Below are 12,704 nucleotides of genomic sequence, written 5' to 3' on the forward strand. Positions count from 1 at the left end.
GTCACGAGGTGGGCGAGGGCAGCTCGGCTGTCTCCGCCGCCATCAGCTCCTCGAAGCTCGGAACCCGCCAGACGACCGGGTTCTCCGCATACTCGGGATCCCCATCCGCTGGCCCCCACCGGACCTCGACGAGGGACCGCCCCGCGGGAACCAGGTAGATCGCGCAGCGGAGTTGCTGATCGCCAGCTGCGTCCTGTTGCGGGGGTCCCATGCCATCGCCGCAGTGGATCGCGTCAGGTGCCTCGTCCATCGTCGCTCGCGGGGCAACCGAGCCATCATCGAGAATCCCGACGAGATCCGGTGGGAGTGCCGACGTACCGTCTTCGGCGTCGCCCTGCAGGCCGACTGTGAAGTTGAGAGATTCCGGGTGCGTCCATTCAGGCCCGATCTCGGTGAGCCCCGAGTTCTCCGGGCCGCCGGTCGCCAGCTGCGAGAAGGTGATCGCCACCTTGCGACCATCCTCCAGGGGCAGAAGCGCGGTCTCCCGGTACTCGAATCGGCTGCCGGGCTCGGCAACGGACTCTGGGATCACAACTTCCTGGTAGGCGAGGGGTTCGTCCCATTCACCGAGCAGTGAGCATCCGCTCAATGACGTTGTCGTTGCCGCCACCAGGCCCACGGACGCGAGCCACCGCCTGCGGACTCTGCTGGCAGGCGTCCCCTGTCGAGTGCTCGATTCCAAGGCTCCCCCTCGTTCGGAGGTGCCAGGCTACGAGCCCTGGAGCGCTTCGAAGCTGAGCGTCTCGGGCGCGTCGACGTGCTCGTCCCGCACGTGAGCCGCGTGCGTGAACCCCTGCTCGGCGAGCGAGGCAAGTAGGCCGCGCACGTTCTTGGGTTTCTTGGCGACGCGCACGCGCGACGCTCCGGAGCGCACGACCGCGCCCTTGACCTTCGCGATATCGGCGACGGACGCCCGCTTGTCGAAGAGCAGCGCCACGGCACGCTCCTCGCCCGAGTCGGGCAGCTGCGCGAGGTCGACGATGCGCTCGAAGCCGATCGAGAACCCGCACGCCGGCACATCCTGCCCGAGGAAACGGCCGATCATGCCGTCGTAGCGTCCGCCGCCACCGACCGAGGAGCCCGACTCCGGGTGCGCCGCCTCGAAGATCGTGCCCGTGTAGTAGCCCATGCCACGCACGAGGCTCGGGTCGAACACGAGCCGGATGGAGGCGCCCGCCGCGAAGGCCGCATCCGCGATCTCGACCATGCCCTCGACGATCTCGACGACGGCCGGGTCCTCCCGGAGCGCACCGGGCAGGCTCGTGAGGACCGTCGCGCGATCGAGACGGATGCCGGTCTCGAGCAGGGGCGCCCACGTGGCGAGCGCCGCCGCGAGCTGCAGCGCGGCCGTGGCGTTGAGCGTCGCGAGCTCAGCGGCTACTCCCTCTGGCCCGATCTTGTCGAGCTTGTCGATCGTGATGAGTGCGGCGCCGTGCTCGGCCTCCGCGAATCCGCAGTGCACGAGCAGAGCGGTGAGCAGGCGCCGGTCGTTGACTCGGATAGTGCAGTTGTCGAGGCCGAGCTCGACGAGCGCGGCCGAGGATGCCACCAGCAGCTCGACCTCGGCGAGCGCACCCGGCTCGCCGATGATGTCGATATCGCACTGCACGAACTGCCGGTAGCGACCCTTCTGCGGGCGCTCGGCGCGCCAGACCGGCGCCATCTGCAGGCTGCGGAACACCCCAGGCAGGGTTCCGCGGTGCGTGGCGACGAACCGCGCGAGCGGCACCGTCAGATCGAAGCGCAGGCCCAGGTCGCTCAGCGCGAGGGGGTCGCCGGCCTCGGCGGCAGCAGCAAGGGCCTCGCCGTCGAGCGCACGCTTCATGACGGCGAAGGACAGCTTCTCGTTGTCCCCGCCGAGCCCAGAGTGCAGGCGCGCTGCGTCCTCCACGACCGGCGTCTCGATCTCATCGAAGCCGTGCCTCGTGTACACCTCACGGATCGTCCCGAGGATGCGCTCACGCCTGCGCTTGTCTGCCGGAAGGAAATCGCGCATGCCACGAGGCGGAGTGATCTGAGAAGCCATTGCACTATTCTCGCAGGATGATCGCATGCGACGGATTCGGGGGCGCCGCGTGACCGACCAGCTCCCCCTCATCGGTGCGGCTCAGGCCAGACGCATCGCGCTCGCGGCCCAGGGGTTCGGCGGGCGGAAGGCCGCGACCGAAGCCGGAACGCGGCAGCTGGGCTCGCTGCTCTCGCGCATCCACCTGCTGCAGATCGACTCCGTGAACGTGTGGGAGCGCAGCCATTACATGCCCGTCTTCTCTCGACTGGGCGGCTACGACAAGGCGGCGCTCGACCGTCTCGCGTCCGGTCGCCAACCGCGCCTCACGGAGTATTGGGCCCACGAGGCGGCGCTGCTCCCCGTCTCGTCACTGCCGCTCTTCGGGTGGCGGATGCGCGACAAAGAGGAACGGGACCGCCGCAAGAACGCAGAGTTCCTCGAGGGCCACGCGGCGACGATCGCGTGGCTGCGTGCCGAACTCCTCGAGCGAGGCCCGCTCGCGGCAAGCGAGTTCGAGCACGAGGCCAACAAGCGGCGCGGCTCCTGGTGGGAGTGGTCGGACGTCAAGATCGTGCTCGAGCACCTCTTCCGCTGGGGCGAGCTCGCATCAGCACCCCGCAAGGGCTTCGAGCGGCGCTACGCGCTGCCCGAGCAGGTTCTGCCGCCCGAGGTGCTCGGCGCCGAGGTGAGCACGCGCGACGCGGTCCGTGCGCTCACCGGCATGGCCGCCGCCGCCCACGGCATCGGCACCACGGCCGACCTGGCCGACTACTTCCGCGTGCCGATGGCGCTCACGAAGACAGCGCTCGAGGAACTCGCTGACTCCGGCGAGGTGCTACCCGTGCGAGTCGCCGAGTGGGGCAAGGACGGCCAGCCGGGAACGGCGTGGCTGCATCGCGACGCCAAGCGGCCACGCGCGATGGACGCGGCAGCGCTGCTCTCGCCCTTCGACCCCGTCGTCTGGTTCCGGCCGAGAGCCGAGCGGATGCACGACTTCCACTACCGCATCGAGATCTACACACCCGCCGAGAAGCGCGTCTACGGCTACTACTCCCTGCCGATCCTGCTCGGCGACGCGGTGGTTGGCCGCGTCGACCTGAAGAACGACCGGCAGTCGCGCATCCTGCGCGTGCAATCGGCATGGAGCGAGGCGGATGCACCCGCCGACATCGCCGAACGCACTGCCGTGCTGCTGCGCGACGCGGCCGCCTGGCAGCACCTCGACGACATCGTCGTGGCCGACCGCGGCAATCTCGCCCGCGGCCTTGGTGGCGCGCTCACCTCGAATCGCTGACGCGACGCCGCGGCCTGCCTGCCCGCCCGTCTGGCTGGCTGGCTGCCGGCCTGCCCACCTAGTCGAACGCTGCCCGGCGATTCGCCCTCCAAGCCTTGCCCCAGAGGGGCATTCAACGGGCAGCGATCAAGCAGCTCAGGCGTCTCGCGCTTCGGCTTCGGCTTCGGCTTCGGCCGAGCGGATGCGCGCCTCGAGTTCGCGGTTGGCGAGCCGCATCGCGCGCTCGGCGTCGAGCCCCCGTGCATCCGCGTCTCGAACGAGCGCGAGTAGCCTTCGCCCCAGCGCCAGTTCCTCGTCAACCGCCTCCCCTGTGGCTGCGCCCATTTCTGCACTGACCTCCCCCACCCCAGGATTCGGGATGGCTTCCTCGCTCTCGGATGGCTTGCTTTCCATCCCGAAGCGATTTGCCCATCCCGAATCGCTGGGCGAGGCGGCGGCTGAGACAGCGGCCGCGCCGACCTGGCGCTCCTTGCCGAGCAGCTTCTGCGAGAGCGCAAGCGCCGACATCCCTCGGGGCACGCCGTCGAGCACGCTCGTGCGGTCGCGCTTCTCGACGGCCTTGGCCTCCTGCCAGAGGCGGATGATCTCGTCGATGTCGCGGGTGGGTGTCGGCCCGAAGACGTGCGGGTTGCGGCGCACGAGCTTGTCGGCCTGCTCGCGCGCGACGTCCTCGAGCGTGAAGGCGCCCTGCGCCCGCTGGGCGGCGATGTCCGAGTGGAAGAGCACCTGGAAGAGCACGTCGCCGAGCTCCTCGCGGATGTCGGTGGGGTCGTCGCTCTCGAGCGCCTCGACGAGCTCCGCGGACTCCTCCGTGAGGTACTTCACGAGCGTTGCGTGGGTCTGCTCCTCGTACCAGGCGCATCCTGCGTCTCCACGGAACGCCTCCACGACGCTGAGCAGCCGGAGCAGCTCAGGACGATCGCTCGCCTCCCCCACGATTACTTGGCCTCCGTGTCACTGGGAACCTCGACGACCTCATCCTCCACCTCGAAGATGGCCTTGAGGATGCTGCGCACCCAGATGAGCATCTCCTCGTCGCTCGGCGGATTGCCGTCGCGGCCCTCGAGGATGGGGATCGCGAGCGAGTTCGTGGCGTCGACGATCTTCGATCCCGGGTACATGCGGCGCAGGCGCATCTGCTTGGAGTCGCTCAGCTCGGCGGGTCCGATGCGCAGCGTCTTGCCGAACACGACGAGCTCGCCGAGGCCAGCCTTCACGGCGAGGCGGCGCAGCTTCGAGACCTCGATGAGGCGCTGCACCTCGATGGGCGGCTCGCCGTAACGGTCCTGCAGCTCCTCGAGGACGAGCCCGATCTGGCCCGGCTTCGCGTTGGGGCTCGAGGCGCTCGAGAGCTTCTGGTAGGCCTCGAGGCGCAGTCGCTCGCTCGCGACGTAGTCCTCGGGCACGCGGGCATCCACGGGGATCTCGAGCCGCAGCTCGGTCTGCCCCTCCGCGACCTCGCCGCGGAAGGTGTTGACGGCCTCGCCGATCATGCGCAGGTACAGATCGAAGCCGACGCCGGCGATGTGGCCGGACTGCTCGCCGCCGAGCAGGTTTCCCGCGCCACGGATCTCGAGGTCCTTGAGGGCCACCTGCATGCCGGAGCCGAGCTCGTTGTTAGCCGCGATCGTCTCGAGGCGGTCGGTCGCGGTCTCCGTGAGGGGGCGCGTTCCGTCGTACAGCAGGTAGGCGTAGGCGCGCTCGCGTCCGCGACCCACACGTCCGCGCAGCTGGTGCAGCTGGCTGAGCCCGTAGCGCTCGGCGTCGTCGATGATGAGCGTGTTCGCGTTGGCGATGTCGAGGCCGGTCTCGACGATGGTGGTCGAGACGAGCACGTCGAACTTGCGTTCCCAGAAGTCGACGATGATCTGCTCGAGTCGCGCTTCGCTGAGCTTGCCGTGCGCGACAGCAACCCGCGCTTCCGGCACAAGCTCGGCGATCTCCGCCGCCACCCGGTTGATGGATGCGGTGCGGTTGTGCACGTAGAACACCTGCCCCTCGCGCAGCAGCTCGCGGCGGATCGCGGCGGCGACCTGGCGCTCGGACTTGGCGCCCACGAACGTGAGGATCGGGTGCCGGTCTTCCGGCGGGGTCGCGAGGGTCGACATCTCGCGGATCCCCGTGACCGCCATCTCGAGCGTTCGAGGGATGGGGGTCGCACTCATTGCGAGGATGTCGACGTTGGCCTTGAGCTTCTTGAGGGCGTCCTTGTGCTCGACGCCGAACCGCTGCTCCTCATCGATGACGATGAGGCCGACGTCCTTGTACGCGATGGTGTCGGTGAGGAGGCGATGCGTTCCGATGACGATGTCGACGGAGCCGTCGGCGAGCCCTCGGATCGTCTCCTCCGACTCCTTCTTCGACTGGAACCGGCTGAGCGGCTTGATGGTGACGGGGAAACCCGCCATCCGCTCGGAGAAGGTCTCGTGGTGCTGACGGACGAGCAGCGTCGTCGGCACGAGGATGACGACCTGCTTGCCGTCCTGCACCGCCTTGAACGCGGCACGCACGGCGACCTCGGTCTTGCCGAAGCCCACGTCGCCCGAGACGAGGCGGTCCATGGGGATGGGTCGCTCCATGTCGCGCTTGATCTCGTCGACGGTCTGCAGCTGGTCGGGCGTCTCCACGAACGGGAACGCCTCCTCGAGCTCGTGCTGCCAGGGCGTGTCGGGCCCGAACGCGTACCCCTTCGAGGCCATGCGGGTGCTGTAGAGCTTCACGAGCTCCACGGCGATGTCGCGCACGGCCTTGCGGGCCTTGCCCTTCGCGGCCGACCAGTCGGAGCCGCCCATCTTCGAGAGGGCGGGCGCCTCGCCGCCGACGTACTTCGTGAGCTGGTCGAGCTGCTCGGTCGGGATGAACAGCTTGTCGCCGGGCTGGCCGCGTTTGGACGGTGCGTACTCGATGAGGAGGTACTCGCGCACGGTCTTGGGGGCGTTCCTGCCGCCCGCCTGGACCTCACGCTGGCGCAGCTCGATGAACTTGCCGATGCCGTGCGTCTCGTGCACGACGAAGTCGCCGGCTTTCAGCTGCAGCGGGTCGACGACTGAGTTGGCGCGTCGTCTGGCGAGCTTCTTCGGCTGGCGCGAGTCGTATCCGACGGCTCGTCCGAAGAAGTCGGTCTCGGTGACGAGCGCGAGCTTCTGGCCGGGCACCTGAACGCCCGTGGAGACGGGTGACTGGGTGAGGTAGGCGACGCCGGTCTCGAGCTCGTCGGGCAGCTCGTCGACGAGCCTCGCGGCATCGCCATGCTCGGAGAGCAGCTGGCTGGCACGCTCCACGAGGCCGGGCCCCTGGCTCGTGACGACGACACGCCAGCCCTCCTTGAGGAGCGCCGAGACGTGCTCGATCGCGCCGTCGGCGTTGCCGGCGAAGCTGGGCACCGCGTCGCCCTCGATCTTCACGGCGAGGATTTCGCTCGCGTCGAGCTGCTCCTCTGGGATCTCCAGCGACTGGAACGGCGAGAGCGACCACCACGGTCGGGCACCGCGAGCGTCGCGGAGGCCGGAGACGCTGAGGAAGTCGCCGGAGCTGAGGTCGATGGGGGCATCCGCGCCGGCGGTCGCGGCACTCCAGGCGGCCTCGAGGAACTCGTGGTTCGTCTCCGAGAGGTGCACGGCGCGCGTTGCGACACGCTCAGGCGAGAGCACCGCCATGGCGGCGTCCTCCGGCAGGTAGCTGGTGATCGGGACGAGCTCGCTCACGAGCGCCGGGGCGAGCGATTCCATGCCCTCGGAGGGGATGCCCTCGGCGATCTTCGCGAGCATCTGCTGCAGGTTCGGGAACTCGTGCTGCATCTCGCGTGCGCGCTGGCGCACGCTCTCGGTGAGCAGCAGCTCGCGGGCCGGGGTGATGAGGGCCTCGGTGACCTCGGACTCGAGCGAGCGCTGATCCGCGACCGAGAACACGCGGATCTCGTCGACCTCGTCGCCGAAGAAGTCGATGCGGAGAGCGTGCGACGCATCCGGTGGGAACACGTCGAGGATTCCGCCGCGGACGGCGAACTCACCTCGTCGCGTGACCATGTCGACGCGCGAGTAGGCGAGGTCGACGAGCTGCAGGGCGAGGCTCGAGAGGTCGTTGCCGCGAGAGCCGCGCTCGAGGCGGATGGTCGTGGCCGCATCGAGGCCGGGCAGGAGCGGCTGGAGGGCGGCGCGCACGGAGGCGAGCAGCACGAACGGCGCAGCGCGCTCCCCCGCCTTCCAGTCGGTGAGCTCGCGCATGGCACGAAGTCGGCGGCCGGTGGTCTCGACGGACGGGCTCAGCCGCTCGTGCGGGAGCGTCTCCCATGCCGGGAACTCCGCGATGTGCGCATCCGGCACGAACGTCTGCAGGTCGGCGCCGAACTGCTCGGTCTCACGGCTCGTCGCGGTGAGCACGAACAGCATCGGGGCGGCACCGAGCTCGGCCTGGCGCGCGGAGAGGAGGTTCGCGATCAGCGGGGCCCTCGCCCCATCGACGAGCGAGAAGTCGGTGTCGCGACCGGCGCGCCCCATGGCGCGCTCGAAGGAAGGGGTGGACTGGATGGAGCGTACGAAGCCGTGCAGAGTCACTCGGGGAATTGTACGCGCCGAGGGGAAGATACTTCCTACAGTCCCCGGGCTCTCTTCTGCGCTGAGAGCGAGCTAGGCGAGTTCAGCGGACTCGAGCAGCACGGTGAACGGTCCGTCGTTGACGCTCGCGACCTTCATCATCGCGCCGAACTCGCCGGTCTCCACGCGCACTCCACCGGCGCGGAGGTCCGAGACGAAGGCCTCGACCAGCGGCTCTGAGTGCTCCCGACCGCTCGCGAGCGACCAGGACGGGCGCCGCCCCTTGCGCGCATCCCCGTACAGCGTGAACTGGCTGACGACGAGCAGCGGCGAGCCGGTGTCGACGACGGACTTCTCGTCGTTCAGGATGCGCAGCCCGAGCAGCTTGCGGGCGAGCTTGGCCGCATCCGCCTCGGTATCCGCGTGCGTCACGCCGACGAGGACGAGGAGCCCAGCTTCGTCGATGCGGCCGACCGTGCGATCGCCGACCGTGACGCTCGCCTCGGTGACCCGCTGGACGACGAGCTTCACGCGCCAGCTGCCGTGTGCACTCGAAGCTGCGCGGCCTGCATGCCCTCGAGCGCGATGAGCTCGACCGCGTCTGCCGCGTCGCCGACGAGGACCGGGAGCACGTCCCGCTCGCTGCCGGCGAAGTCCTTCAGCACGAAGTCCGCAGCGTCCTGACGCCCAGGCGGGCGCCCGATGCCGACGCGCACTCGCAGGTACCCGGGATCGCCCAGCGCCGCGCTGATGTCGCGCAGACCGTTGTGGCCGCCGTGACCGCCGCCGACCTTGAGCTTCAACGTGTCGAAGGGCAGATCGAGCTCGTCGTGCACGACGACGACGTGGTCGACGTCGACCCCGTAGTAGTCGACGAGCTGCGAGACGGGGCCGCCCGAGGTGTTCATGTAGCCGTTCGACTTCGCCAGCACGAGCTTCGGGCCGCCGGGAGCCGTGCGCCCCTCCGCCACGCGAGCGTTCGCCTTGGTGTGCCGCGAGAAGTTGGCCCCGATGCGCTTCGCGAGCTCATCCACGACGAACTGCCCGACGTTGTGACGGTTCTTCGCGTACTTCTCGCCGGGATTGCCGAGTCCGACGACGAGCCAGGTGTCTGCTGCCATGCTGCAAAGCCTTTCATGAGAGGGGACGCGGCGGGCGGCGGCTCGTCCACGGATGATGGAACGCGAAAGGCGGGCAGCCGAAGCCACCCGCCTTCCGAAGATACGTCGAGTCAACGACGCCAGACGAGGAACTACTCGGCCGCGGCTGCTTCTTCCTCGGCGTCCTCGTCCTCGTCCTCGCCACGAGGCGTCTGGATCGAGACGAGAGCGACCTCTTCGGCGTCCTCAGCGAGCTCGACGAGAACGGTGCCCTCGGGGAGCTTGAGGTCTTCGCGGTGGATGAGCGTGCCATCCTCGAGGCCCTCGACCGAGACCTCGATGAAGCTCGGGATGGCCGTCGCGTCTGCGGCGACGAGGATCGTCGTCGCGTCCTGGACGGCGATCGTGCCCGGGAAGGGCTCGCCGATGAGGTGCAGCGGCACGTCGACCTCGACGCGCTCGCCCTTGCGGATGACCGCGAGGTCGAGGTGCTCGATGATCTGGCGCACCGGGTCGCGCTGGACGTCGCGGACGAGCGCGAGCTGCGTGTCACCCTCGATGTCGAGCTCGATGAGGGCGTTCGCCTTGCGGATGAGCAGCATCGTCTCGTGACCCGGGAGGGTCAGGTGGCGGGGGTCGGTGCCGTGGCCGTAGAGGACCGCGGGGATCTTGCCGGCAGCACGGATCTTGCGTGCTGCACCCTTGCCGAACGATTCGCGCAGTTCGACACTGAGCTTGTTGGTCTCTGCCATGTTGTCTCCTTGATGGTGGTTCTCGACAGACTGAGGAAGCGTGTGGAGGCCCATTCAAGGACACATCACCGCGTCGATCACGGGCCTTACGGCCCCTCGCCGAAGTTCAGCCCCCCACTTTACGCCATGACGGGCGCCGCGTGGTGCCGTTCCTCGAAACCGCCGGATCGAGCTGCTAGAAGCCGACGGCCTTGCGCCAGCCGTGGCGCCTGGCGCTGCTGACAGCCGCACCAGCGCCCAGCATCGCGAACCCGAAGACGACGAGCTCGGCGGCGAGCAGCGAGACCGCCATGCCGGATGCCGGACCCGCGAACAGCTGGAATGTCGAGAGCTCCTCCTGCCAGAGGGGAGCAGCGACGAGCGCGGCCGTGATCTGCGCGTGCAGCAGGAAGCAGCCGAGTCCCGCGAGCACCGACAGCGCCCCGGAGACGACCGAGCCCGTACCGGAGAGCCGCATCGTGAGCGCCATGAGGAAGAAGCCGACGGCCGCGAGCATCGTGACGAGCATCGTCCACACCGGCGAGACACCCACACCGTCGCCGAGGAAGCTGCCCGCCGACGACGAGACGCCCGAGACGATGATCAGCACGGGGATGGCGCTGAACGCGACCACGCAGATCGCGTAGAGCGGGACGGCAAGAAAGACCGAGCCGATGCGTGCCCACACGCTCGGGCTCGCCGACTCGCGGGCGCGTCCGCTTCGGCCCTCGCTGCCACGCGCATCCGCGAGACCCGACTGCTGACCAGCTCGCGGCGGCCGAGCCGCCGCGGCCGGACGACCAGGTGCCGCGGGCGCGGACACCGGAGCCGGCGGCGGTGCCTGCTGCGGGATGACGCGGGTCGACTCGTCGCTTCCCTCGTACAGGCTGGATGACGACGCCCGAGAGGTGGACGGCGTCGCGCGAGTCCGCGGCATCGCCGTCGTGGGCTGCTCATCGGTGATGGCGTCGCCGTCATCGTCTGGGCGCCCGAAATCATAGGCTCTCGTGCGGGCGTCATGGTCAGCCACTGGAGTGTCTCCTGTCTTGGTGCTCGCGGTCACGCATGCAGCCAGCTATCGTCCTGGCTGTGTGCCGAATCCGGCGCCGTTTCGTCATGTTCGGAAATGGTTGCCTCGCTCGTGCCACAAGTCAGGGTACGACTGCCCGTCGTGCAATACCGTGGAGTGTCCCGTGCATCGCCCTGACGGGAGCTCGCATCCACTTTGAAAGAGACGCATCTATGACCACTGACGCTGCCCCCTCGATCTCCTCGGAAACCGGCTCGTCCCCAAGCGCGAACATCGGCGTCGTCGGCATGGCCGTCATGGGCTCCAACCTCGCCCGCAACCTCGCGAGCCGCGAGGGCAACACCGTCGCCGTGTACAACCGCTCGCCAGAGCGCACCCGCACGCTCGTCGCGGAGCATCCAGAGGCCGGGTTCGTGCCCTCCGAGTCGGTCGCCGACTTCGCAGCGTCACTCCAGAAGCCCCGCACCGCGATCATCATGGTGCAGGCAGGCGCCGGCACCGATGCCGTCATCAACCAGCTCGTCGAAGCGTTCGAGCCGGGCGACATCATCGTGGATGGCGGCAACGCCCTCTTCACCGACACCCGCCGCCGCGAGGCAGCCGTGCGCGAGACGGGCATCCACTTTGTGGGCTGCGGCATCTCCGGCGGCGAAGAGGGCGCCCTCAACGGCCCCTCCCTCATGCCGGGCGGCACCGTCGAGTCGTACGAGACCCTCGGCCCGATCCTGCGCACCATCGCCGCGGTCGCCGAGGGCGAGCCCTGCGTCACCCACGTCGGCACCGACGGCGCCGGCCACTTCGTGAAGATGATCCACAACGGCATCGAGTACGCCGACATGCAGCTCATCGCCGAGGCCTACGACCTCATCCGCCGCGGCACCGGCAAGTCCCCCGCCGAGATCGCGGAGATCTTCGCCGAGTGGAACAAGGGCGAGCTCGAGTCGTACCTCATCGAGATCACCGCAGAGGTGCTCCGCCAGGTCGACGCCGACACGCAGCTCCCGCTCGTGGATGTCATCCTCGACGCCGCCGGCGCCAAGGGCACCGGCGCCTGGACAGTACAGACCGCCCTCGACCTCGGCGTGCCCGTCTCCGGCATCGCCGAAGCCGTGTTCGCCCGCTCAGTGTCCTCCAAGCTCGAGCAGCGCGCCGCATCCCGCACCCTCCCCGGCCCCGACGGCTTCCAGGTCGAAGACGCCGACGGCTTCGTCGAGGACGTGCGCCTCGCGCTCTACGCGTCCAAGATCATCGCCTACTCGCAGGGCTTCGACGCCATCATCGCCGGCGCCGAGCAGTACGGCTGGGACATCAAGAAGGGCGACATCGCCGCGATCTGGCGTGCAGGCTGCATCATCCGGGCCCGCTTCCTGAACCGCATCACCGAGGCCTACGCCGAGAACCCCGAGCTCGTCGCCCTCGTCACCGCACCGTTCTTCCGCGAGGCCGTCGACACCGCGCAGGCAGCATGGCGCCGCGTCGTCGTGCAGGCAGCGCAGGCCGGCATCCCCGCCCCCGCGTTCTCCTCGTCGCTGTCCTACTACGACGGGCTGCGCGCCGAGCGCCTCCCCGCCGCCCTCATCCAGGGGCAGCGCGACTTCTTCGGCGCCCACACCTACAAGCGCGTCGACCGCGACGGTGTTTTCCACACCGACTGGTCCGGCGACCGCACCGAGCACAACGCGTAGCGAGCTCAGCGAGCCGCAGAAGCAACGCGCGAGGCCCCGGCCTTCAGGCAGCCGCCTGAGGGCCGGGGCCTTTCACGTGCGCGGCGAGGCGTGGAGCTCCCCCGCTGGGTGACTGCTCTGCGCTGCCGGGCTCTCACCCGCTCTGCGCTCTGCTCTGGCCTGCTCTGCGCCGGCCTGCTCTGCTCTGCTCCCACCTCCGGCTCCCCCTCTCCGCCCCGCCGTGCCACCGCATCCGGAGCCGCAGACGTCAGCGAGACGCACCCTCACAACGGCGTGAGCGTGCATCTCGCCAACTCCTGCGGCCGGGGCCGGATGCGCCAGGCT

General features: G+C 69.2%; 10 protein-coding genes. 2 read left to right on the top strand and 8 right to left on the bottom strand.

What is annotated here, in order from left to right:
- Nucleotide 1 precedes the first annotated feature (1 nt).
- Together GV007_RS10565 and hisS are read right to left on the bottom strand one after the other, a co-directional pair.
- The gene (locus GV007_RS10565; protein ID WP_160072423.1) at nucleotides 2-589 is read right to left on the bottom strand and encodes a hypothetical protein; all 588 of its coding nucleotides are present in this window, start codon (nucleotides 587-589) and stop codon (nucleotides 2-4) included.
- A gap of 120 nt (nucleotides 590-709) precedes the next feature.
- Nucleotides 710-2,026 (bottom strand): histidine--tRNA ligase, encoded by a 1,317-nt coding sequence (gene hisS, locus GV007_RS10570; RefSeq protein WP_160072425.1) that lies wholly within the window; start codon nucleotides 2,024-2,026, stop codon nucleotides 710-712.
- Between the two features lie 25 nt (nucleotides 2,027-2,051).
- Between hisS and GV007_RS10575 the strand changes: the two genes are divergently transcribed.
- The gene (locus GV007_RS10575; protein ID WP_160072427.1) at nucleotides 2,052-3,302 is read left to right on the top strand and encodes a winged helix-turn-helix domain-containing protein; all 1,251 of its coding nucleotides are present in this window, start codon (nucleotides 2,052-2,054) and stop codon (nucleotides 3,300-3,302) included.
- 135 nt (nucleotides 3,303-3,437) lie between these two features.
- Here the strand turns inward: GV007_RS10575 and GV007_RS19205 are convergent, their stop codons facing one another.
- From GV007_RS19205 to GV007_RS10605, 6 genes are all read right to left on the bottom strand, one after another.
- Nucleotides 3,438-4,238 carry a MazG nucleotide pyrophosphohydrolase domain-containing protein gene (locus GV007_RS19205; protein ID WP_236558461.1) on the bottom strand — a complete coding sequence of 267 codons (801 nt, stop codon included), beginning with the start codon at nucleotides 4,236-4,238 and terminating at the stop codon, nucleotides 3,438-3,440.
- A 2-nt stretch (nucleotides 4,239-4,240) separates the two neighbouring features.
- Entirely contained in the window at nucleotides 4,241-7,855 is a 3,615-nt protein-coding gene (gene mfd, locus GV007_RS10585; RefSeq protein ID WP_442960379.1) for a transcription-repair coupling factor, read from the bottom strand.
- Nucleotides 7,856-7,927: 72 nt separating this feature from the next.
- Entirely contained in the window at nucleotides 7,928-8,365 is a 438-nt protein-coding gene (dtd, locus tag GV007_RS10590; protein ID WP_160072429.1) for a D-aminoacyl-tRNA deacylase, read from the bottom strand.
- Nucleotides 8,362-8,955 carry an aminoacyl-tRNA hydrolase gene (pth, locus tag GV007_RS10595; protein ID WP_160072431.1) on the bottom strand — a complete coding sequence of 198 codons (594 nt, stop codon included), beginning with the start codon at nucleotides 8,953-8,955 and terminating at the stop codon, nucleotides 8,362-8,364. The genes dtd and pth overlap by 4 nt, the downstream gene beginning before the upstream one ends.
- Nucleotides 8,956-9,086: 131 nt before the next feature.
- On the bottom strand, nucleotides 9,087-9,686 hold the full coding sequence (locus tag GV007_RS10600; RefSeq protein ID WP_160072433.1) for a 50S ribosomal protein L25/general stress protein Ctc: 600 nt from the start codon (nucleotides 9,684-9,686) through the stop codon (nucleotides 9,087-9,089).
- A 175-nt stretch (nucleotides 9,687-9,861) separates the two neighbouring features.
- Nucleotides 9,862-10,695, bottom strand: coding sequence for a hypothetical protein (locus GV007_RS10605; RefSeq protein ID WP_160072435.1), 834 nt, complete (start codon nucleotides 10,693-10,695; stop codon nucleotides 9,862-9,864).
- Between the two features lie 212 nt (nucleotides 10,696-10,907).
- Here GV007_RS10605 and gndA point away from each other — a divergent pair, with 212 nt between their 5' ends.
- Nucleotides 10,908-12,380, top strand: a complete 1,473-nt coding sequence (gene gndA / locus GV007_RS10610; RefSeq protein WP_160072437.1) for an NADP-dependent phosphogluconate dehydrogenase — start codon at nucleotides 10,908-10,910, stop codon at nucleotides 12,378-12,380.
- Nucleotides 12,381-12,704 lie beyond the last annotated feature (324 nt).

This window comes from Pseudoclavibacter sp. 8L, assembly GCF_902506465.1.
Taxonomy (GTDB): domain Bacteria; phylum Actinomycetota; class Actinomycetes; order Actinomycetales; family Microbacteriaceae; genus Pseudoclavibacter.